The organism is Paenibacillus sp. O199, assembly GCF_001636635.1.
Classification (GTDB): domain Bacteria; phylum Bacillota; class Bacilli; order Paenibacillales; family Paenibacillaceae; genus Paenibacillus; species Paenibacillus marchantiae.
The window spans coordinates 15,048-37,406 of the sequence record NZ_LGRP01000035.1 but is presented as its reverse complement, the minus strand read 5'-3'; the positions used below and the strand labels follow the sequence as shown (position 1 = coordinate 37,406).

Annotated in this window: 19 protein-coding genes; 1 reads left to right on the top strand and 18 read right to left on the bottom strand. The window is 46.0% G+C overall.

All coding sequences use genetic code 11. From position 1 onward, the window contains the following. Nucleotides 1-54 precede the first annotated feature (54 nt). The 16 genes from A6049_RS33580 to A6049_RS27875 all read right to left on the bottom strand — a co-directional run bounded on the left by A6049_RS33580 (nt 55) and on the right by A6049_RS27875 (nt 17,509). The gene (locus A6049_RS33580; RefSeq protein ID WP_017686798.1) at nt 55-225 is read right to left on the bottom strand and encodes a hypothetical protein; all 171 of its coding nucleotides are present in this window, start codon (nt 223-225) and stop codon (nt 55-57) included. A gap of 35 nt (nt 226-260) precedes the next feature. Then, entirely contained in the window at nt 261-1,046 is a 786-nt protein-coding gene (locus A6049_RS27940; protein ID WP_161490646.1) for a DUF4097 family beta strand repeat-containing protein, read from the bottom strand. 40 nt (nt 1,047-1,086) lie between these two features. After that, nucleotides 1,087-1,785: an ABC transporter permease gene (locus tag A6049_RS27935; RefSeq protein WP_063567722.1), complete on the bottom strand. Its 699-nt coding sequence runs from the start codon at nt 1,783-1,785 to the stop codon at nt 1,087-1,089. Then, nucleotides 1,778-2,515 (bottom strand): ABC transporter ATP-binding protein, encoded by a 738-nt coding sequence (locus tag A6049_RS27930; RefSeq protein ID WP_063567721.1) that lies wholly within the window; start codon nt 2,513-2,515, stop codon nt 1,778-1,780. The genes A6049_RS27935 and A6049_RS27930 overlap by 8 nt, the downstream gene beginning before the upstream one ends. Next, the gene (locus A6049_RS27925; protein WP_063567720.1) at nt 2,512-3,171 is read right to left on the bottom strand and encodes a TetR/AcrR family transcriptional regulator; all 660 of its coding nucleotides are present in this window, start codon (nt 3,169-3,171) and stop codon (nt 2,512-2,514) included. Before A6049_RS27925 ends, A6049_RS27930 begins: the two co-directional genes overlap by 4 nt. A gap of 153 nt (nt 3,172-3,324) precedes the next feature. Beyond that, complete coding sequence (locus A6049_RS27920) at nt 3,325-5,145, bottom strand: ABC transporter ATP-binding protein (protein WP_063567719.1); 1,821 nt, start codon at nt 5,143-5,145, stop codon at nt 3,325-3,327. A gap of 117 nt (nt 5,146-5,262) precedes the next feature. Further along, nucleotides 5,263-6,561, bottom strand: coding sequence for an NCS2 family permease (locus A6049_RS27915; protein ID WP_063567718.1), 1,299 nt, complete (start codon nt 6,559-6,561; stop codon nt 5,263-5,265). Between the two features lie 194 nt (nt 6,562-6,755). Beyond that, nucleotides 6,756-7,514 (bottom strand): tRNA threonylcarbamoyladenosine dehydratase, encoded by a 759-nt coding sequence (locus A6049_RS27910; RefSeq protein WP_063567717.1) that lies wholly within the window; start codon nt 7,512-7,514, stop codon nt 6,756-6,758. An 18-nt stretch (nt 7,515-7,532) separates the two neighbouring features. Then, nucleotides 7,533-9,311 (bottom strand): aspartate--tRNA ligase, encoded by a 1,779-nt coding sequence (aspS, locus tag A6049_RS27905; RefSeq protein ID WP_063567716.1) that lies wholly within the window; start codon nt 9,309-9,311, stop codon nt 7,533-7,535. A 198-nt stretch (nt 9,312-9,509) separates the two neighbouring features. Further along, a complete protein-coding gene (hisS, locus tag A6049_RS27900; protein WP_063567715.1) occupies nt 9,510-10,763 on the bottom strand; it encodes a histidine--tRNA ligase in 1,254 nt (417 codons plus the stop codon). Nucleotides 10,764-11,369: 606 nt separating this feature from the next. Then, on the bottom strand, nt 11,370-12,638 hold the full coding sequence (locus A6049_RS27895) for an SEC-C metal-binding domain-containing protein (RefSeq protein ID WP_063567714.1): 1,269 nt from the start codon (nt 12,636-12,638) through the stop codon (nt 11,370-11,372). Nucleotides 12,639-13,252: 614 nt separating this feature from the next. Continuing rightward, nucleotides 13,253-13,699, bottom strand: coding sequence for a hypothetical protein (locus A6049_RS27890; protein ID WP_063567713.1), 447 nt, complete (start codon nt 13,697-13,699; stop codon nt 13,253-13,255). Nucleotides 13,700-13,814: 115 nt separating this feature from the next. Next, nucleotides 13,815-14,321, bottom strand: a complete 507-nt coding sequence (locus A6049_RS27885; protein ID WP_053779112.1) for a type 1 glutamine amidotransferase domain-containing protein — start codon at nt 14,319-14,321, stop codon at nt 13,815-13,817. A gap of 285 nt (nt 14,322-14,606) precedes the next feature. After that, nucleotides 14,607-14,774, bottom strand: a complete 168-nt coding sequence (locus A6049_RS33430) for a hypothetical protein (protein ID WP_157258400.1) — start codon at nt 14,772-14,774, stop codon at nt 14,607-14,609. Nucleotides 14,775-14,851: 77 nt separating this feature from the next. After that, a complete protein-coding gene (gene dtd / locus A6049_RS27880) occupies nt 14,852-15,313 on the bottom strand; it encodes a D-aminoacyl-tRNA deacylase (RefSeq protein WP_063567712.1) in 462 nt (153 codons plus the stop codon). A 12-nt stretch (nt 15,314-15,325) separates the two neighbouring features. Further along, on the bottom strand, nt 15,326-17,509 hold the full coding sequence (locus A6049_RS27875) for a RelA/SpoT family protein (RefSeq protein WP_063567711.1): 2,184 nt from the start codon (nt 17,507-17,509) through the stop codon (nt 15,326-15,328). Between the two features lie 376 nt (nt 17,510-17,885). Between A6049_RS27875 and uraA the strand changes: the two genes are divergently transcribed. Continuing rightward, entirely contained in the window at nt 17,886-19,202 is a 1,317-nt protein-coding gene (gene uraA, locus A6049_RS27870; RefSeq protein ID WP_063567710.1) for a uracil permease, read from the top strand. Nucleotides 19,203-19,398: 196 nt separating this feature from the next. Here uraA and A6049_RS27865 read toward each other — a convergent pair whose 3' ends face one another. Beyond that, complete coding sequence (locus A6049_RS27865) at nt 19,399-19,911, bottom strand: adenine phosphoribosyltransferase (protein WP_024633046.1); 513 nt, start codon at nt 19,909-19,911, stop codon at nt 19,399-19,401. A 37-nt stretch (nt 19,912-19,948) separates the two neighbouring features. Further along, entirely contained in the window at nt 19,949-22,357 is a 2,409-nt protein-coding gene (gene recJ, locus A6049_RS27860; RefSeq protein ID WP_063567709.1) for a single-stranded-DNA-specific exonuclease RecJ, read from the bottom strand. Nucleotides 22,358-22,359 lie beyond the last annotated feature (2 nt).

Genomic DNA, 22,359 nt, shown 5'->3' with positions numbered 1-22,359 from the left:
ATTTCGATTAAAACCTAATAAGATACGAACTCCCCCTTTGTTGCAGGATTAAAGCTATTTGAATTGATAATTAATCACTGCACTGACAAGTGCACAGCAACCGAACAAAATGAACCACCAAGCCCATTTATTCCTGACACGCCTGCGTTTGCTATTTAATACACCATAGACTCCTATGATTAGTACAATAGAGGAAAAGGTTATGCCAACAATCCAGCCTGCCATTTGCATGCCTCCTTCATTTTCATGGGATTATTCAGTTACCTTCTCTTTAAATGAAAGGATCCCCCACGAATATCAATTTGAAATTGCCTTTTTCCATTTTTGTATGAGAATCGGTTACGTTCACCCTGTAAAGGAGTCAGTTCAAAATCACTTTTTAATGTGCCTGATCTTTCGTTCAGCTGCACTTCAAAGCCTTCTTGATCTGGAATGCATACTACGGCCTTCATTCCAGTGGATATAGAATGGAAACTATTTGGAGTTTGAAGACAATCCATATGAAGCCCCCTCCCCGTAGTCTTCGATTCCACATGTTGAAATTCTCCTGTAATCTCGACCTTGGATGAACTGGAGTGGAGAGTGAATCTATTTGCTTTTACATTATTTGCATAGAAATCTGAGGCGGTCGCGTATACCTCAAGCTTTTCCATGTTTCCGGACAACGTTAAACTGCCTGATGTGACTTTACATTGACAGCGGCTAGCTTGAATCCCATTCATCGCAAGCTGACCACCTGTTGTTTTCACTAGAATGGAATTTAAAACACGACGAGGGACGTGCAGCTCTAAAGCGGTCCGGCCGATATTAAACCCAATGAAACCTATTTTTTTCCGTCCATCTACAATACTTAATTTATTGCCGTTAATACTTGGTTGCATCAACTTTCGCTCGGAATAACGCTTATCGGCATACTGCATGACGTGAATCAATTCATCTTCACCCAAAAGTACATGAATATCGCCTGACAACCAATCCAAATCAATATCATCGATGGGTTGATCCACATCTATCGTTTTGCAGAGGCTAAGTTCACTGCTTTTCAACACTTTTCTTCTCCCCTTTCTTTGCCTTCACACCACAAGATCATTCTGTCTCCATCGTATGGATGCGATTCATCAATTCCATGACGATAAACACCCCCAGCGCAATCATTATTAATGCCAGGAAAAACAGAAGAAGCTGATTTTGGGCACTACCAATCACGAGATTCCCAATAAGTGCACATAGAAGCAAAGCAGAAACGATAGCAGACGGCACAGATTTGCGAACGAATCCGATACGCATGGCGGCTAGACTGCAAACACTCGCACTAATGGAGAGAATGACAATAGTTAATATCATCGATAACACCAGATTTAAAGACATTTTGTCATTTACAATGGGAGCTACAGATTCTGTCATGGCAAAAATGAATAACGCCAGCAAGTTCCCTCCGATCATCGCAATCGTTGAGAAGCTTGAAACAAGGATCACTTTGGCGAGCAACATCTTTTTCCGATTTACAGGATACGTAAACAACAACGTCAAACGATTTCCAGAATACTCTTCGATCACTATTCGGGAATACATGACTGAAGCTAATACAGAAAAACAAATCATGCTAATAATAGAAGTAAACAAGAGTATGTTGGGGTACGTTTGAAAGTCTGCCTCTTTCTCAACCTGGGCCACGTAAGCAATAAAATAAACAAAAGCGATTAAACCCAGGGTCACCGCTGCACTTGCTTTTGCGTACACGTTCATTCTGTGCCTTTTCAGCTCCAGACGGATAAGTTTATGCAATTTCTGTCCCTCCACTCGTCACTTCAAAAAAGTATTCCTCCAATCCATTTGGAAACTTTGCACGGATTTCAGTCATATGCATCTCACGGATAATTGAACCATTAACAATGATTCCAATAATATCAGCCACTTGTTCCAGTTCTGAAATAATGTGACTGGAGATCAAGATAGACATACCAAATTCGTTGACAAAACGTTTAAATAATGCCCTCATTTCCCGAATAGCCAAGGGATCTAGTCCGTTAATCGGCTCATCCAGTATCAAGAGCTTAGGTTTGTGAATGACTGCTCTGGCAATAGCAAGACGCTGGCGCATTCCTAACGAAAACGTAGAGACCGCTTGGCTACCTGTCTGTTCGAGCCCTACCATTTCCAAGAATTCCATCACATTGTTATCATCTTTATCCATATAAGCGAGATGAATCTGTAAATTTTCCTTTGCTGACAGATGTTCAAAAAAAATGGGTACTTCTATCAAACTTCCCACCTGTCCTAGCATCTCATCCCGGTGAGTCGATACATCCATTCCAAGTACTTTGGCATGACCGCTGCTCTGCTTTAGTAAACCAGTCAATATTTTCATCACCGTGGTTTTCCCAGCTCCGTTTGGTCCCAAAAAGCCATAGATACTGCCCTCCGGCAAGTTCATCGTACAGTTTCGAATGACTTCTCTCTCTCCAAAAGATCTAGAGATACCTTCCATTTCTACAATTAAGCCCTTCCCACTCATTCCACATAGCCTCCCGTGCTGGCATGCCGATTGGTAATACGTTGAATAAGCTGTTCACTTACGATATCCGCGCCCAAAAGTCTCATCATATGCTGTAAAAATCTAAGTCTTTCCAGCGTCTGTGCCTGATCCCGTCCAAAAAGGAGAGGGTTAATCCAGATATTAACGAGCAGCATGAAGATTTCAGCGCACTCCAGCGGATATTCGACAGAAATCGATCCATCACTCTTGCCTTGCTCCATGATATTGGCAATAATTCGTGCGTCTTTTAGAACACCCTTCCTGATTCCACCAAGTACAAACTGTGGATTCTTGATCTGAGTGCTTAGAACTTGATCAATTGAGTTAGACTGAATTCCAGGATCAACGATAATATTTTCCAAAATACTGATGAGCTTCTGTCTGGCATTCGGAGCATGCGTGTTCTGGATGAGTTCCATAAACATGTCTTCTGCCCGCCCAAGCTCCTTCTCCATCACTGCACTAAGGATATCCTCCTTGGACTTGAAATGATGATATATTGCACCTTTGGACATACCTAATTTATCTATAATGTCTTGAATACTAGTCTTTTCATATCCCTTTTCGGTAAACATTTGAGTTGAGACTGCCAGAATCAGGTCCAGTGTCTGCTCAGGGTATTTATTTCTGGCCATAAGTTCCTCCTTATTCATACCAACGGTCGGTATCCATAATATAGAGTATGTTGGTCTTACTGTCAATATGAGGAATTAAAAAAAATAAAAAAGGACTTCCGTTGAATTACCTGAGTAGGTAATTACGAAAATCCTTCTTTAATATAACCAGCGTTACTTTTCGCTTCGTATTTTACCGCTACTGGCCCCCATGCCTTCTTCCTCCTGGGATACAAACTGTTTTTGCGCCAGTTCGCGGTATACCGGATGGGTACTGATCAACTCCGTATGCGTTCCCGTTCCCGTAACATGTCCGTGCTCCAAAACGACAATTTGATCGGAGTCGACAACGGTAGATAACCGATGGGCAATAACAATTGTGGTTCGGCCCTCCATCAAATTGGACAAGGCCTGCTGCACTTCGTATTCCGAAGTACTGTCCAAACTGGAAGTTGCTTCATCCAGCATCAGAATGTCTGGACTTCGTAGCAGCGCTCGTGCAATGGCAATCCGCTGACGCTGCCCACCTGACAATTTGATCCCCCGTTCTCCAACTTCTGTATCATAACCTTGAGGCAATTTGTCGATAAAGTCTGCCGAATACGCCATCTCTGCCGCTGTTCTGATCTCCTCCATCGTTACTTCGCGATCCAGACCGTAAGTGATGTTGTCTTTGATCGTACCCGCCATAAGTGGACTTTCCTGAGATACATATCCGATCTTGCTGCGCCAGGATGACAAAGAATATTCCGTTATCGCTTGTCCCCCATACGAAATATGGCCTGCATCGGGCATATAGAACTGCTCCAGCAAAGAGAACAGTGTTGATTTGCCGCTACCGCTGGGACCGACAATGGCTGTCACCTTGCGAGTTGGAACGGTTAGATGAATCCCATGCAACACTTCTTCACCTGTAACATACGAAAAATGTACATTGTGAAATTCAATCACCTCATTACCTGGAGGAGCATGTTTCGTGCTGTCATCCGGTTCTTCCTCGTTCGCAAGAATAGCCTGAATGCGTTCAGTTGCCCCAACTACCTTTTGCAAACGTGAATATAGAGTCGTAAATTGTCCCATTGGCATGATGACCTGGAAGAGTAGCAAAATAAACGCAACCAGCTCTCCCGGTGATAAAATCCCTGATGCTACACGCATGCCTCCCACCCCCAGAATAACCACAAGTACAGCGGTCATGACAAAGGTAAAAAGCGGTCCGATCAACGCAAGAATGCGAGCTTCCTGCAAGCCAAACGCAAACATTTTGCGTATTCGGGAATCTCCTGCTTCGGATTCTTGCTTCTCGGTTCCATAAGCTTTCACCAGGCGAATCTCACTTATAACCTGACTGAGCACAGAGGTAAGCCCAGCCATCTCATCCTGCTGTTTCTTGGAGATTTTGTACATTTTTCTTCCCACTGGCAAGAGAATCAACATTGTCAGCGGCACCAGGCTCAAAATGATGAGTGACATCACCCAATCCAAATAAAAGAGCAGCGCTACACCACCAATCACTGCAACGATGTTGGAGACAAATGACACAAGATAATCGGCAATCAGTGTCATAATCTGACTGGTATCATTCGTAATCCGGCTCATCGTATCTCCTGTTCGATTACGGTCGAAATACGGCATGCGCAAGGACAATACCTTATTCCACAGCTTGTTACGAAGGGTAGCCACCACACGCTGTCCGGCGTAATTCAACATATAAATACTGATACCTGAAGCGATGGCTTGAATAACAAACGCCCCGAGCAGCAGGAAAATAACCGATTTATTCAGTGCTGATGTGGTCAGCCCGTCAATGAGACCTTTGGTCATCAAGGGTACAATTAATCCGGCTGCCGTTTGTATCAAAGTCAGGATGAGTGCCAGGAACAGAATTACTTTTGGCGGGTTCGTGGAAGCGATAAGTTTGACAAAATCCTTGAATCCTTTTTTCCCTACTTTTGTCTCATTAGAATTTGACTTAGAGTGCTGCTGTTCTTCCATTCTCGTTCCTCCCGTTCTGTTTCAGCTTACCCTTGATCATACGTGTAGATTTAAATTAGGTTTTGTTTATAGCGGTGTAGCTAGCCATAACTGCCGATAGTTTAGTTTATATTCGTTTTACAATATCCCATGCAGCACGAAATTGGCCAAAAACAGGATGGCAATGCCATACATGACTTTAGGCACCTGTTTGCCCTGACCCGCCGCCAGCTTCGCCACCGGATACGCAATGAATCCAAATGCCATACCGTCCACGATGCTATACGTAAATGGAATCATGACCATGATCAAAAAAGCCGGAAAAGCTTCCGTGAAATCACTGAAATCCATATCCTTCACACTTTGTACCATCAAGCCGCCAATAATGATCAAAATCGGTGCAATAGCACTGTCCGGAATATAACCCAACAGCGGAATAAAGAAGAACGTTGCACCAAACAGCACTGCGGTAACCAGTGGAGTCAAGCCTGTCCGCCCACCTGCTGCTATGCCCGCTGTTGTCTCCGCCGCAGCTACAGTAGGGCTGCTGCCAAAAATTCCAGCAAAAATATTCGAGATCGACAGCGCTCGCAAACTGCCTTTAAACCTTTGGGGGCGACCAATAAGATGGGTTTGGGCTGTGATCAGGCCGATGTTCTCAAATACAACAATCAGCAACAACAGAAATACAGCAATCCAGAACGATAGATCCAACAAGTTTGCGAAGGACAGCTGGGCAAACAAACCGCCGTATTGATGCAGTGCTTCTGTGGCAGACACAGGATCACCTGGTTTTACAGCACCAAGCACATAAGCTAGTCCTGTTCCCGCCAAAATACTGATCAGAAGCCCGCCTTGTACATTGCGTATAAATAAAATCAAGGCGATCACAAGAGTGACACAGGCGGTGATCACTCCAGGATCATTAAAATGTCCGATCGCCACGAATGTGGTCTGATGTGCGATGACGATTCCGCTTTTTTGCAAACCAATAAACGTCAGGAACAAGCCAATCCCCACCGTAATGCCATGCTGCAGGTTTTTCGGAATGGCCTCACTAATTATTTTATATAACGATGTAAAAGCTACGACCGCAAACAGCACACCGGTGACGGATACAACCGCCAAGGCTTCCTGCCAGCTCAATTTCATCGAATGTACGAGTGTGTAGGTGAAAAATGCATTGATACCCATGCCAGGTACAACGATAATCGGCGACTTACCGCCAAATGCCATCAGCAAACAACCTGCGATGGACGTCAGCAGTGTACCCACCATTGCCGCCTGTAGCGGCATTCCGGCATCGGCCAGAATTGTTGCATTGACCATTACGATGTACACCACGGCAAAATAGGAAATGGCCCCCGCCACAATTTCCTTCTTCCACTGGTCTCCCGGCTCCAGGCCAAGTCGTCTGGTCATCCATCCTTGTTTCATTCGTTCCGTTCCCCTCTCTCTATGTAAGCCGAACAAATGTAGTTATCAGTTACCATCATTTCGCACAGCACCACATATCATACACGCTTTTGGGATTGAAGTACATCACGTAACCCTGACATTTGTTAAGGTTTTGCGCATGCAAAAAAAGCGCAGGTACCTTGTCGGCACCTACGCTTTTCCTTCACAACAGATTACTGCTGTTTATTCTCTACAATTTCGATCAGTTCCTTGACGACCACACTGACCATGATCAGTCCGGCTACCGGAGGAACAAAGGCGTTACTCGCTGGTGGCTGTTTGGCCTTGCGAATTTCCGGCGCATTCTCAGGAACGATTTTCTGTGTTACATCTTCGCGTGGTTTGAGCGGCTTTTCGGTTGAAAAGACCACTTTCACACCTTTTTTAATACCGTCTTTGCGAAGTGTCGTACGGACAACACGAGCAATCGGGTCCATGGTCGTTTTCGAAATGTCCGCAACCTGGAATTTCGTCGGGTCCATTTTGTTTGCCGCACCCATGCTGGAAATGACCGGAATCTTACGTTTCAGGCATTCCTTGATAAGGTGGATTTTGTAAATGATCGTGTCGGAAGCATCCAACACATAATCCAGCTCATACTTGAACAATTCCTCATACGTTTCTTCCGTGTAAAACATATTCAGTGCAATCGCGTCGCACTCTGGATTGATGAGCTTCACCCGTTCCACCATCAGGTCTGCTTTTTTCTGACCAACGGTCGTGGTCAAAGCATGAATCTGACGATTGATGTTGGTGATGTCTACCACGTCTTTATCAATCAGAATGATACGTCCAACACCGCTACGGGCGAGAGCTTCCACTGCAATACCGCCCACGCCGCCGATGCCGAGCACAGCTACTGTACTATTTTTCAAAGCGTTCAGACCTTCAGGTCCAATTGCCAGTTCTGTTCTTGAAAATTGATGGAGCATTGAGAATCGATGCCTCCTTTATTTCTTTTCCGCCACCGGTTTACGGGCTACGCGGATGTGAAGTTGTTCCAATTGGGAGTTATCCACTTCAGAAGGTGCATTCATGAGCAGATCCGTTGCACTTGCCGTTTTCGGGAAGGCAATCGTTTCACGCAGATTCGTGCGACCTGCCAGCAGCATCACCAGACGGTCGAGACCAAAAGCGATTCCGCCGTGTGGTGGCGTTCCATATTCAAATGCTTCGAGCAGATATCCGAATTTCTCGTTGGCCACTTCCGGAGAAAGTCCCAGAGCAGCGAACATTTTTTCTTGAACATCACGTTTGTAGATACGCATCGAACCGCCGCCCACTTCATAACCATTCAGAACGAGGTCATAGGCTTGAGCGCGAATAGCACCCGGATCTGTATCAAAAAGATGTACATCTTCGTCTTTAGGACGTGTGAATGGATGGTGTTCTGCTACATAACGTTTCGCATCTTCATCGTACCCGAGCAATGGGAAGTCCACAACCCATGCAAATTTGAATTTGCTGTCATCGATCAAGCCCAGTTGACGACCGATTTTCAGACGAAGTGCGCCCAGTACATCTGCAACCACTTTTTTGGTGTCAGCAGAGAAGAGCAACAAGTCGCCTTCTTCAGCGCCAGTACGTTCTTTGACTGCTTCGATCTCTTCTGGCGTAAAGAACTTCACGATTGGCCCTTTGAACTCGCCATCTTTGACTTGAATCCATGCCAATCCTTTTGCACCGTAACGCGCTGCAAATGGTCCGAGGTCATCGATTTCTTTACGGCTCCATGTACCACAGCCTTTGGCGTTCAATACTTTCACTTCTCCACCTTTTTCAATGACAGAAGCAAATACTTTCACACCACTGTTCGCTACGATATCGTTCATTTCAACCAGTTCCATACCAAAGCGCAGATCCGGTTTGTCTGAACCGTATTTGCCCATAGCATCTGCATACGTAATCCGTTGGAAAGGCAGTTCCAGCTCAATACCTTTCGTTTCACGCAGCAATTTGGCCATCAGTTCTTCCATCATTGGCAGCAGGTCATCCTGTTGCAGGAAGGAAGTCTCGATGTCGACTTGGGTGAATTCCGGTTGACGGTCCGCACGCAAATCTTCATCACGGAAACAACGAGCGATCTGATAGTAACGCTCAAGTCCGCCGACCATAAGCAATTGTTTGTAAATTTGCGGGGATTGCGGCAGGGCGAAGAATTCACCTTCATGCACACGGCTTGGTACGAGATAATCACGCGCACCTTCCGGGGAGCTCTTGGTCAGGATTGGTGTTTCTACTTCAACGAATTCTTCTCCATCCAGATAATCACGGAACACTTTGGATGCTTTGGAACGCAATTTCAATGTTTCAAACATTTCCGGACGACGCAAGTCCAGGTAACGATATTTCAAACGAAGCGACTCGTCGACTTCCACACCATCTTCGATGAAGAATGGAGGTGTTTTTGCCGCGTTCAGTACTTCAATCTCGGTAATTTGCACTTCGATTTCACCTGTAGGCAGGTTTTTGTTTACGGTCTCTTCGTCACGTTTAACCACTTTACCCGTTACTGCGATAACGTACTCGCTCCGCACTCTGTCAGCGATTTGCAATGCTTCGCCAGAGTAAGCCGGGTTGAAAACAACTTGTACAATTCCGCTGCGGTCACGCAGATCGATAAACAGTACGCCCCCCAGGTCACGGCGGGTCTGTACCCAGCCGTTCAATGTTACGGTCTCACCGATGTGTGCGGGTGTTAATGCGCCGCAATGATGACTTCTTTTCATAACCAAACTCCTCTTATGTGAATTTCCGTTCTGTATGGGCGGGCAGAGCCCGCTTTTCAACAGTGCGGTTGCGTGAAGACGATTTATTCGAAAAGGCATGCTACCTCTGACTCGCCAACTTCCGATTATTCGGAAACATTGGTGAACCTCCGTAATTTTGCCGGATCAATTGTTACTATTTTACAGTCAAACTCGTGCTTATTTACTTCCGCGTATAGCTGATACCAGATCATCCAGCTTCACTGTTTGTTGTTCACCTGTATCCATGGACTTCAGGCCAATTTCCCCGCGCTCCAGTTCATCATCACCCAGAATGGCAGTGTAACGGGCTTTGAAACGGTCAGCAGATTTCATCTGGGCTTTCATCTTGCGACCGAGATAGTCGCGTTCACCAGACAGACCGGATTGACGAAGCTTAAACAGCTGACGGTTGACTTCACGATCGGCAGCTTCACCGAGAGCAACAAAATATACATCCAGTGGCGCCAGTGTAGTAACCTCAATATTTTGGTGCTCCAGAATCAGTTGAATGCGTTCCAGACCAATACCGAAGCCGATGCCCGGCTGATCAGGTCCGCCGATATCTCCAACGAGGCCGTTGTATCTGCCGCCACCGCCGACTGTATCAATCGCGCCAATGCCTTGAGCTTTCAGTTCAAAAGCAGTCAATGTGTAGTAATCCAAGCCACGTACCAAGCGATTGTTCACCGCGTAATCTACGCCAAAATCATCCAGATACTCTTTCAGCTTGGCAAAGTGGTTCAATGATTCTTCATCTAGGCTATCCAGTATGGACGGTGCCCCTACGAATTTGTCCTGATCAACTTTGCAGTCGAGCACACGCAGCGGATTACGTTCCATCCGGGATTGGCAGTCCTTGCACAGGCTGTCCTTCATCGGTCTGAGGAATCCAAGCAATTTTTCGCGATATTCTGCACGGCTAGTTGGGTTACCCACCGAGTTGATCTCGACTTTGACATCTTTCAATCCCAGTTCCACACACAGTTGATACCCAAGCGCAATGACTTCAGCATCGATCGCTGGATCAAGGGCACCGATAGCTTCTACACCGAACTGGTGGAACTGACGTTGGCGACCTGCTTGCGGACGTTCATAACGGAACATCGGACCAATGTAATAGAGCTTGCTCACATCCGGTTCGCCATAAATTTTATTTTCCACATAAGCGCGGACAACACCCGCTGTCCCCTCCGGACGAAGGGTCATGCTGCGATCCCCTTTATCATTGAATGTGTACATTTCTTTTTCAACAATATCGGTTGTTTCCCCAACGCCACGTACAAATAAAGAAGTCTGTTCGAAGATCGGTGTGCGAATCTCTCGGTAATTAAAACGGCGACACAGATCACGCGCTTTTTCCTCTACGAACTGCCACTTTTCCACAACACCAGGCAGCAAGTCTTGCGTTCCAGTCGGTTTTTGAAAAGCCATCTTTCATCCCTCCAGCATCTATTTTTCTCTGTATATCAAAAAAATCCCTCGCCCTGTCGCTGTATAAACAGCAGACAAAGGGACGAGGGATTGTGTTTACACATTCACCCGTGGTACCACCCACATTCCGGAATCCCTGACACTTTCGCCGTTCAGGTGATCATGTAATGATCTAAGGTTGCTCCAGGCAAGCCGATCAAACAGATCATTCCGCTCTACGTATAACGCACGCCCTGCGCAGGCCAGCTAATAGCCATCAGATGTAAATCTAATGTGTTCGCTGTCTGTTCTCGGGGAAGTCATTCGTCCGCTCATCAAGAGAATCCTTACAGCCAAGGGATTCTTCTCTGTTCATGTGGGCACGGAGTACTTGGTCCCGTCATCAAATCATCAAGTTATATCGTTTAAAGTTATTATATAACGTTTAAAGTTAATTTATTTTCTGATTGTAATGAACCGCAGTGCTAAAGTCAAGGGCTAACACAAAAAGATAGCACTAGAAAAAAATTCTCACACGTCGTACGGGATGCTAAGTCCACAGAAATCAAGGTTAATAGAAGCTGGACTCATCAAATGAATTCCAACTTCTATTGCCTTCTTATATCTCTATTGTTTCAGCATCCACTTCAGCAGATCCGGAACATTCGCCCATAGACGGGAGTGCATAATGACATATTCAATCGCTTCGTCGGAATTGCCCATCCCGACAAAATCAGGGAGGTTATACGGCAGCTGCTTCAAACCCAGCAGATAATCAGGCACATGGTTGTTCACACCCCGGGCCACACGGTACAGCATTTTGAGCTGGGAGGTGATTCCGTTCTTCTTATACTCCAGAATGATCTGGTCATAGGCAAAGGCGGCTGCAGCGTCATCTTTCCCATACTTCTCCATCAGTTGCTCTGCCTGCTCCAATTGGTTGCTGTACAAATACACAGCAGCGAGCAGGTAACGCGCTCCGGTATTGTCTTCCGTATTAAGCTCCAAAATATGCTCCAAGATTTGTGCCGCTTCGTTGGTATCTCCACCAAACCAGCAGGATTCGGCGTAGCTTTTGCATATCCGGATATATGGACGAGTCTCATGAAGCGCCCAGAAGTCCCCCTTGTTCTTCTCAAAAAACAGTTCGCCCAATTCGCGTTCGCCAGCAGCGATTCCGGCCTTGAGGTAAGCTCGTGCATCAGACTCATTGTCCGATTCCTCAGCCAGAATACGATATGCATCAGAGCTGTCAGAATACATCTCCAGGGCCGTTTTCGCCAGCTGTATTCTGCGTTTGGAAGAACTGGCTTCCATCGCCTTATGTAGCAGAGCCTGCGCTTTGTCCTTCGATGTATCTGGGCTGTTCAGAATCATTAGCTCGTCCGTTTCGCCACCCATGCCGTATTCTTCGATGTATTCGAACATCTCCTTAACCTTTCGGGAGATCGTTGATGTCGTTACCTCATATTTATCTGACAGCTCAGCCTTCGAAACATTGAAGCCGTATTCCTCAGACAGCAAGTACTCGATTGCAGCAAAGAACGAGCCTGTCTTCTTCACAGTAGGGCGGGTCTGACGGGAATAGCCATTCCATAGCACCAGAGCTTCCAATATCAACTCCCGCTCGTAATGGTTCCTCATGTTCTCAATAAGCTGCAGGGCCAGCTGTTCGTGAGCCGGATGCTCCCAATTCAGTTCGCGCTCCACCATCTTTTTCAGTTTGGTCAAGGTCAGTTTGCTCTCAGGCTGAATCGAGGCTTCCTGGACATGCTGCTCCGTTGATATCAGCCCCAGTATGGATTCTACCGCAGAAGGCTCCTTGCCCAAACAGCATTTCTTATATTTTTTCCCGCTTCCGCACGGGCATAAATCATTTCTTCCAACCTTACTCAAAACTAATTCCCCCTTAAATCTGTCACTAGCCATTCGCATGAGAACACTGTTGCTTTAGCATTATAGGTGTCATTTCTCAAACGAGGCATTCTATATAACTTACAATTTCTAGCATCAAGCAGAAACGGTTGTCGCCCTTATATAAACGCGGGGCCGTTTCAGCGAGTATATGTTCATCTAGAATATAACAATCACTCTGGCGATGAATTCCTCATACTCTCGACCATAGGATTGGATTTGCCTGAGCCCAATCGCTGGAAGCTTGATTTACCGTCCAATATAGCCCAACTATGAAAACAATGCGCTTTAAAATACATTAACCCATTTCTCTATTCTAGCAAAAAAATTAAATAAGGGGTAAGCTTCGCACAAAACATATAAATTCTCATTTCAAAAAAAAAACCTGCACACGGTGTGCAGGCTCAAAGGATATATAAAAAAAGGGGGTCATGTGTGTTATTATAAACGGGCTATGTTAAAGGCTTATGTAACTAATATTACAGTAATATTACAAAAATGATAGCGCTTTATAATTTGTTGTTTTCTCCATTATAAAAGCCCCTGCAGATGGCCCTGACATGGAAGTCAGACCCTGCAAGGGCTTCATACACATATTAATTCAATTCTTCCACATAAGCTTGGTTGGAACGAAGTTTATGAACGATTTCCTCATAATCCTCATCCCTTACTTTGGCAGACAAAACATAATGCAGATCGTCATAGTCAGCCGAGGACACATCCGCAGCATCCAACAGATTGCCATCCCCATTAACATTATCTCGGGTACCTCGCTCGGTATCACGATCCACATTGCTGACGACCGGGATTACATTTTCGCTGGCGGGAACCCCAGGTGCTGCACCCACTCCCATGGCTCCATTGGTTCCTACGCCACCCGCTGTGTTATAAGGCACCAGAGGTACCATAATCCGTTTGTCTCTGCCAACCGCGCTATCCAGTTGCCCTACCTCCAAATGCTCTGTACGGAACGTCTGAAGTGAGGTTCTTGCCCCCTCTGCCTCGTCCTCGGTCCGAAAATACGCCTGAATATGTTTTGTCATGTCAAACCCTCCTTTATCGGAATAAATGCATTGGTGTAACGAAAACTTAGAAGCTTTGAGCTTCAATCTTCATTTTAATCAGTAATCACATTATCGTACGGTCCGCCCCAAGTCATTAAATGACTTTTAACAACTCGCGGACAAATGCCGGTTCATCGGCAGGCGTACGGGATGTAATATAATTTCCATCTACAACAGCTTCATGATCCTTGAATTCTGCCCCTGCGTTCACCATATCATCCTTGAGCGGTGGATAGGATGTAATCGTACGGCCTTTCAACAGATTCGCACTTGCCAGAATTTGCGGACCGTGGCAGATCGCCGCGATAGGTTTCTTCGCACTGTTGATCTCCGTTACGAATTTCAGGATATGTGCGTCTGTACGCAAATTTTCAGGAGAAGATCCACCAGGAATGACAACTGCGTCGTAATCCGAAGCCGAGACCTCAGCGATCGCTTTGTCCGAAGTATAGGAGGCTTTACCACCTTTACCTTTCAGCGTCTCTCCTGCTTTCAAGCCGATAATTTCCACGTCGTGTCCGGCTTTTTTCACCTCATCATATGGAACCTGCATTTCCGAATCTTCAAAATCATTCGCCAATAAAAAAGCAACTTTACTCATAACGTATGTTCTCCTTTCCGTGTTCGAAATTTCTTGAAATCGGGTATTCGCAGAAATTGTTGGTGTACATTTCTTGTTCATTGCCCGTAATAAATACTGAACCTGGCACGCCATCGTGCCTCGTTCTGTTATTACCCTAACCAGAGCCGTTTATAACATGACGAGCCTGTATTATTTTGACTTTGATCAGACCATCTGATTCAGCTACAGTTAAGTTCCATAACAAAAAAAGTCCTGATTCGATGATCGAATCAAGACTTTTCATTCATTCCAAATGGTCAGCACTCAGTCACGCGGAAGACGGCTCTGCTCCCCTTTGTCCGAATCCTGAAGGGCCCAAACCGTTGTTGTACACTCGGCAGCAGCGCGGGCAAGCTTCAGGGACTCATACAGGTTTCCAGGCAGAAGCAAAGGTTCTATTCGGGAACGTGTTTCCTTGACGGATTGGCGCATAATGGGTGGGATACTCCTTTGATCATCTTATGTTAATGAACCGAATTATCCCTCATTATGGCCTGTTCCCCAACCAATTATGCATGTGTTTCTTGACGAATAGGGCTTTCGAGCATTAAAGTCACCGGTCCCCAATTCGTGAAAGTCACATCCATCATCGCTCCGAAACGTCCGGTTTCCACCTGAATTCCTTTATCACGTAACAGCTGATTAAACGTTTCATACAACAATTCTGCCGCTTCAGGTCTGGCTGCAGCTGCAAAGCTTGGGCGTTTTCCTTTGCGACAATCTCCGTACAATGTAAATTGTGAGACAGATAATACAGCCCCGCCCACATCGATCAGACTGAGATTCATCTTTTCCTGCTCATCTTCAAAGATACGAAGACCAGCGATTTTGTCTGCCAAATATATGGCATCCTTCTCCGTGTCCTCATGTGTAATTCCCACGAGCAACATCAATCCGGATTCAATTCTTCCCGTCAGTTCTTCTCCAACGGTCACCTGAGCCTCTTTACAGCGTTGTACAAGCACCCTCATCTTACAGGCTCCTTACTGCATAATCCGATGCACAGAATAGACATCTTTCACTCGTTTGATCCGTTCCACAACCGAATGCAGATGCTCCGTATTACGAATCAGAATTGTAACGTGCACCAATGCTAATTTATTTTTATCTGTACGTCCGGTGACGGCAGATATATTGGTTTTACTTTCCGAAACAGCCTGAAGCACTTCATTGAGCAAGCCGTTGCGATCATGGCCCGTAATCTCAATATCTACACTGTAGTTGGCTTCAATATTCTCTTCCCACTCGACTTCAATGACGCGAGCTGCTTCTTCCCCATCCGTACTGGACGGGATATTTGGACAGTCCGTTCGATGCACCGAAACCCCACGTCCACGTGTAACATACCCGATAATAGCATCCCCTGGTACAGGGTTACAGCAGCGCGCAAAACGTACAAGCAAATTGTCTATACCTTTGACACGGATGCCATTCGTCGGACGGTTTTTGCGCTCAGGTGCAGGCTTCAGCTCACGCATCTCGGAGTTCAGCTCAAGCAAGCTGGATTCTTCCTGCTCCTTGCGAAGTTTCTCCGTTGCTTTGGTCACGATCTGTGCAGCCGTAATACCACCGAATCCAACAGCTGCGAGCATATCCTCAATATCATTGAAGGCATACTTTTTGGCTGCTTCCTGCAACTTATCGTCCGTCATCCAAGCAGATGGATCAAGTCCCATGCGCTTGAGTTCACGTTCACAACTGTCGCGTCCTTTTTCAACGTTTTCTTCCCGCCGTTCCTTCTTGAACCATTGCTTGATCTTCGCTCGTGCGTGAGAGGATTTAGCAATTTTAAGCCAGTCCTGGCTCGGTCCGTAAGAATGTTTGGACGTCAAAATTTCAATGATATCGCCTGTCTTAAGATGATAATCGAGTGGAACGATACGACCATTTACTTTGGCACCAATCGTCCGATTACCCACCTCTGTATGGATTCTATATGCAAAATCCAATGGAACAGATCCAGTAGGCAATTCGATAACTTCACCTTTTGGCGTGAATACAAACACCAGATCCGAGAAGAAATCCATTTTAAGCGATTCTACAAATTCAGACGCATCCTGCGCTTCATTTTGAAGTTCAAGAATCTCGCGGAAAAACGTAATTTTATCTTCAAAATTATTTCCGTTTCCGTTCGCAGCGCCTTCCTTGTAGGCCCAGTGGGCAGCAATACCGAATTCAGCGGTGCGGTGCATATCCCATGTCCGAATTTGAACTTCAGTCGGTTCCCCATTCGGACCTACGACCGTGGTATGCAGCGATTGATACATATTCGCCTTCGGCATCGCGATATAGTCTTTGAAACGTCCAGGCATCGGTTTCCATAACGTGTGTATAATTCCGAGGGTAGCATAACAGTCCTTGATGTTATCCACAATAATACGAATCGCAAGCAGATCATATATCTCGTTAAACTGTTTGTTTTTCGTTGTCATTTTTTTGAACACGCTGTAGATGTGCTTAGGACGTCCCGACAGATCTGCCTGAATTCCCATCTCATCCAGCTTGCTTGTAATACCGTCCATAACCGTATCAATATATTGCTCACGTTCCGCACGCTTTTTGTGCATCAGGTTTGCAATTCGGTAATATTGCTGCGGATTCAAATAACGGAGGGCGATGTCCTCCATTTCCCATTTGATCGCAGAGATACCCAGACGGTTCGCAATCGGACAGAAAATCTCCAACGTTTCATATGAAATCCGTCGTTGGCTTTCTTCCGACTGAAACTTGAGTGTCCGCATATTATGCAGACGGTCAGCCAATTTGATCACGATGACACGGATGTCCTGCGCCATGGCGATGAACATTTTGCGGTAGTTCTCGTTCTGCTGTTCTTCCTTGGAGCGAAACTGAATACGTTCCAGCTTCGTCAAGCCGTCAACAAGCATGGCACACGTATTGCCGAAATGATTGCGGATTTCTTCAAGTGAAACCGTAGTATCCTCTACTACATCATGAAGAAGCGCTGCAATTATGGAGATGGTGTCCATCTGCATGTTTACAACAATATCGGCAACCGCAAGCGGATGCAGAATATACGGTTCTCCCGATTTTCGCGTCTGTCCATGGTGGGCCTGATCAGCAAATTCGTAAGCTTCACGTATGCGCACCAGATCGGGTTCTTTGATATATGCCCCGGCCTTCTCGAGTAATTGCTCTATGCCCATTCTGATCTGTTCCGTGTCCTTTCTATACAAAATGGAACCCGTGACATAATATCAACACAGGTTCCCCGTAAAAGTAATTTCCTATAATTATGACGCTTCGCCCGTTTCCCGTCAACTACTGACGAATAAGAGCACATATTCAATTTTTTTATACGATATGTGTCATTCCTCAAAGATGCTGCCAGATATTCAACAGAGGTCGGAAATCATCCTCATTTACTATGTATTATTACCGTTATTTGCCGAAATAGAAGGATCAATTCTCAAAATAAAAATGCTTCCGCCATGCTTAGTGGAAAAATGTTATTGCTAAATGAAGAGAAACTCTGTACTATATTGAAGATTTGTGTTTCGGAAAAAAGGAGATGAATATTCATTGCAACGTGAAATTCAGGTTAATCAAAAAATGCCGCTTGGCTCAGGGTCGCTGCTGAGTCTCCAGCATTTGTTCGCCATGTTTGGCAGTACGGTACTCGTGCCGAACCTGTTCGGTGTCGATCCAAGTATGATCTTGCTTATGAACGGTATTGGAACATTGTTGTACATACTCATGTGTAAAGGAAAGATTCCGGCCTATCTTGGATCAAGCTTTGCTTTTATCGCACCTGTTTCTTCCGTATTAATAGCACACCCTGATAACGGATACTCCATGGCACTTGGAGCGTTCATCGTAACGGGAGTTATTTTCTGCATTGTAGCTCTTATCATCAAGTATGCGGGAACAGGCTGGATTAACGTGGTTTTCCCGCCTGCGGTTATGGGTGCCATTGTTGCCCTAATCGGTCTCGAGCTTGTCCCTGTAGCAGCCGGAATGGCTGGGCTGATCAATTCAAACCCTGCTGAGAACCCAGACTGGGTACCTCAAGCCAAACCAATTATTTTAGCCATGGTTACTCTTGGTATCACTGTTATTGGTGCAGTAACCTTCCGTGGGTTCCCCAAGATCATTCACATTCTAATCGGGATTGTATCCGGTTACGTGCTTGGATACTTTATGGGTGAGGTAAAAACCGAGAATATAGCGAACGCTGACTTTATCTCGCTGCCTACAGTAACGACACCTACATTTGACTGGTCTGTCATATTCACCATTTTGCCTGTGGCACTCGTTGTCATTGTTGAGCACATCGGACATCTGCTTGTAACGAGCAGCATTGTGGGCAAAGATCTGTCCAAGGACCCGGGTCTGCATCGCTCCCTGCTTGGGAACGGCGTTTCAACTATTCTTTCCGGTTTTGTAGGGTCCACTCCGAATACTACTTATGGTGAGAATATTGGGGTTATGGCTCTGACCCGGGTTTACTCGACGTATGTTATTGGCGGCGCTGCCGTTATCGCAATTGTACTTTCGTTCTCAGGTACGTTCTCGGCACTTATAGCTAACATTCCCGTTCCGGTTATGGGTGGTGTATCTTTGCTTCTGTTCGGAGTTATTGCGGCATCCGGTTTGCGTATTCTGGTCGAACAGAAAGTGGATTTTGCCAAACCGACCAACCTGTTGCTAACTACCCTTGTACTCGTCATCGGACTTAGTGGTACTGAAATCACGTTTTATGGTATTCATCTCAAGGGAATGGCTCTGGCAACCATCGTCGGAATTCTGCTGAGCTTGTTGTTTAAATTATTTGAAGTACTGGGTTGGTCGAATGATCAAACGGAGAAACAGCCTTTAACCGAGAAAACTCCGGATTGATTTCTTGCCGATCGGTCTGAACGAACAATGTTTATTCATTCTTCATTTTATACATCGTACAACGCAAAAAGCCTGCTCTCTAACCTTTACGGGTTGAGAGGCAGGCTTTTTTTTGCAAATAGTTAATGCTGTATATTATTTCCCGGGAAACGGGAGATCCAGTTCACGTGATTTAACAGCAATGAATGCCGGAATTCTAGTAGTTCATCAATGTAAATACATCAATTCCTGGCAATTTTGCACGTCCATTCAAATCAGACAGCTCAATCAGGAATGCTGCACCTACAATCTTGCCACCCAATTGTTCAATCAGGTTAATGGAGGTAGCAATAGTTCCGCCTGTCGCCAGCAGATCATCCGCAATCAGGACATTTTGTCCTTTTTCGATCGCATCTGTATGCATAGCAAGCGTATCTTTGCCATATTCAAGATCATAACCGACTTCGATCGTCTCTCCAGGCAATTTTCCGCTTTTACGGATCGGAGCAAAACCGACACCCAGAGCGTACGCCAGAGGAGCGCCCACAACGAATCCACGTGCTTCAGGTCCGGCAATAACGTCAATTTTGAGATCCGAAACCATTACTTTCAGCTCATTGATCGCCTTGCGGTACATTTCTCCATCCTTCAACAATGTCGTAATGTCTTTGAAGCTGATTCCCGGTTGTGGAAAGTCAGGAATGACACGAATATAATCTTTAAAATCCAAAATAATCTCCTCCTAAAATAAATAGCACAACTTCTATCTAAGATACGCCCTTCATCCGGGATATCATCCATTGTGTCAGCTGAGGGGTCGATGCATCCAGCATCACCTGCTCTGTCTCGGCCATGCTCTCCAGCGCCTGATAATGACGCGAAGCGGTTAGCTCACGCTTGGGTGGGTTATCCACAAACACAATCTTTCCAGCTTCTCGGGTAATGAACGATAACTCCTCAAAAACATCCAACATCATGGTAATCATGCGCGGCGAGCAGCCACACTGACGACTGAGCACAGGAGTGATCTCTTGTTCCTCCACGGGTTCAGCTCTCCATTTGGACACCAGCATATAAATACGCTTGAAGAGTTCTCTGGAGGGCATCTGAAGGCGATCTCGGCGGTTGCCTGATCCGTGCAGAAGGATGATATTCTCGGCTCCGCTGAATAAAGCCAGCATTGCATCAAGTTGTTCCGGGGTTTCCGGCGTATCAAACACAAATAACGTCCGGACCTGTTCCTGCCCATAATGCTGCGCGGCAGCATTGCACGGAAACAAACCGACCTTTCTATCATATACCCAAAGGCACGGTTCATACAATGAATTTCCCTCGGAAACATTCGTTTCTTTCCGAACGATGGCACCAATTGAGCCTGACTTGTATCGTAGATGTATTTCAAGCGAACTCAAGAACTGCTTCATCGCGTTCAGAGGCTCCGTACTACCTCGCAAATCAAACACTTGCGCATGTGGAACCTGGATGTCCTGCAGCATTAATTGTGGTTTCCTCATCCCGTTCCACTCATTAACGGACAACTCGCCCATAACATCAATGATGGAGCCTGGAGGCAGAAACTCAGCTAAAGCTCCCTTGCCAAAGGCTACCGTCTCCAATTGCTGACCATCCTGCTCCAAAACCAATTTCAGATGACGTTTTTCCCGTCCCATCGTCCGTGTTTCTTTGACAGTCACATTGCGCAATACAAAACGTGGAGAAGGATTACTCATGCCAAACGGCTGGAGTCTGTCGATCTCTTGAATGACCTGCAATGGTACATCACTGATTCTGCATTCGTCATCTGCAAGACGATGGGGCACAAAGTCCTCCTCTGTCAGCACGGATGCCGCAAACTCATTCAATCCTGCTTCCAGCTCTTTAAGTTGATCACGATGAAGGCTCATGCCTGCTGCAGCTGGATGACCACCATAATGGTCCATCGTGTGTTTGCAAGCAGTTAATGCCTCATAGATGTCCAGCCCCTCTATGGAGCGTGCTGAGCCTTTACAAGCGCCGCTCTCCGGGTCAATGCCCAGGATAAGCGTTGGCCGATAATACCGTTCAAGTAACTTGGAAGCTACGATACCTACAACTCCAACATTCCAGCCTTCTCCCGCCAAAACGATGACGTCCGGCACTGCTCCGGAATTAAGCTGGATTTTCTGCTCCAACTGGGTTGTCGCTTCCAGAAGTATACCCTCAACAACCTGTTGCCTTTCACGATTCAGCAAGTCCAGTTGGCCTGCCAGAGTGTGTGCCTCATCCAGATCCTCGGTTGTAAGCAGCGATACTGCTCTGCCAGCATGATCCAGACGTCCACTTGCATTAATACGCGGAGCCATTGCAAAGGCAATATTGATTGAGGTGACCTGAGTTTGATCCACACCACTAATTTCAAGCAGAGCACTTACACCAGGCAGACGTGTACCTCGCATGGACTCAACACCATAACTGACGATAACCCGGTTCTCGCCTTCCAAAGGCATCAAATCGGCAACCGTACCAATAGCGGCAATTTCCATCCATTCTCCAGGCACTTCTCCGATCAATGCCTGAGCCAGCTTCAGCGCTACACCCGCACCAGCTAACCCTTTAAAAGGGTAAGGACAGTCCGGAAGCTTGGGATTAATGAGTGTATAAGCCTCAGGCAAAACTTCAGGTGGTTCATGATGATCCGTCACAATGACTTCCATTCCCAGTGTTGCAGCATAAGCAATCTGCTCTACCGCACTGATTCCGGTATCTACCGTAATCACCAGCGTGACTCCTTGTTGATGAGCCCAATCCAAGGCGTGATTGTGTAACCCGTAGCCTTCATTGGAACGATGAGGAATATAGATATCATAAGAAGCACCGAGATAACGCATCAGATGGATCATCAGAGATGTACTGGATACTCCGTCCGCATCGTAGTCCCCATATATTAAAATATGTTCTTCACGCTCAATAGCCTGCTGGATTCGGGGCACAGCTTCTTTCATGCCTAGAAGCAGATAAGGATCATGCATCTGATTCAGATCAGGATGCAGAAATTGTTCTGCCTCTGATTCATTATGAACCCCCCGACTGACCAGCAAACGTCCAACAAGTGATGAAACGGAAAGCGCCTGCGAGAGTCCCGCAGCCGCCTCCAAATCGATATTCGGTGTGTTCCACCGGTATTGCGAATAAAGCAATG

What these genes read in the sequence shown, in the direction of transcription:
- A6049_RS33580 (WP_017686798.1), bottom strand. Translation starts at nt 225, where the DNA reads ATGGCAGGCTGGATTGTTGGCATAACCTTTTCCTCTATTGTACTAATC.
- A6049_RS27930 (WP_063567721.1), bottom strand. Translation starts at nt 2,515, where the DNA reads ATGAGTGGGAAGGGCTTAATTGTAGAAATGGAAGGTATCTCTAGATCT.
- A6049_RS27925 (WP_063567720.1), bottom strand. Translation starts at nt 3,171, where the DNA reads ATGGCCAGAAATAAATACCCTGAGCAGACACTGGACCTGATTCTGGCA.
- A6049_RS27920 (WP_063567719.1), bottom strand. Translation starts at nt 5,145, where the DNA reads ATGGAAGAACAGCAGCACTCTAAGTCAAATTCTAATGAGACAAAAGTA.
- A6049_RS27915 (WP_063567718.1), bottom strand. Translation starts at nt 6,561, where the DNA reads ATGAAACAAGGATGGATGACCAGACGACTTGGCCTGGAGCCGGGAGAC.
- A6049_RS27910 (WP_063567717.1), bottom strand. Translation starts at nt 7,514, where the DNA reads ATGCTCCATCAATTTTCAAGAACAGAACTGGCAATTGGACCTGAAGGT.
- aspS (WP_063567716.1), bottom strand. Translation starts at nt 9,311, where the DNA reads ATGAAAAGAAGTCATCATTGCGGCGCATTAACACCCGCACACATCGGT.
- hisS (WP_063567715.1), bottom strand. Translation starts at nt 10,763, where the DNA reads ATGGCTTTTCAAAAACCGACTGGAACGCAAGACTTGCTGCCTGGTGTT.
- A6049_RS27890 (WP_063567713.1), bottom strand. Translation starts at nt 13,699, where the DNA reads ATGACAAAACATATTCAGGCGTATTTTCGGACCGAGGACGAGGCAGAG.
- A6049_RS27885 (WP_053779112.1), bottom strand. Translation starts at nt 14,321, where the DNA reads ATGAGTAAAGTTGCTTTTTTATTGGCGAATGATTTTGAAGATTCGGAA.
- A6049_RS33430 (WP_157258400.1), bottom strand. Translation starts at nt 14,774, where the DNA reads ATGCGCCAATCCGTCAAGGAAACACGTTCCCGAATAGAACCTTTGCTT.
- dtd (WP_063567712.1), bottom strand. Translation starts at nt 15,313, where the DNA reads ATGAGGGTGCTTGTACAACGCTGTAAAGAGGCTCAGGTGACCGTTGGA.
- A6049_RS27875 (WP_063567711.1), bottom strand. Translation starts at nt 17,509, where the DNA reads ATGGGCATAGAGCAATTACTCGAGAAGGCCGGGGCATATATCAAAGAA.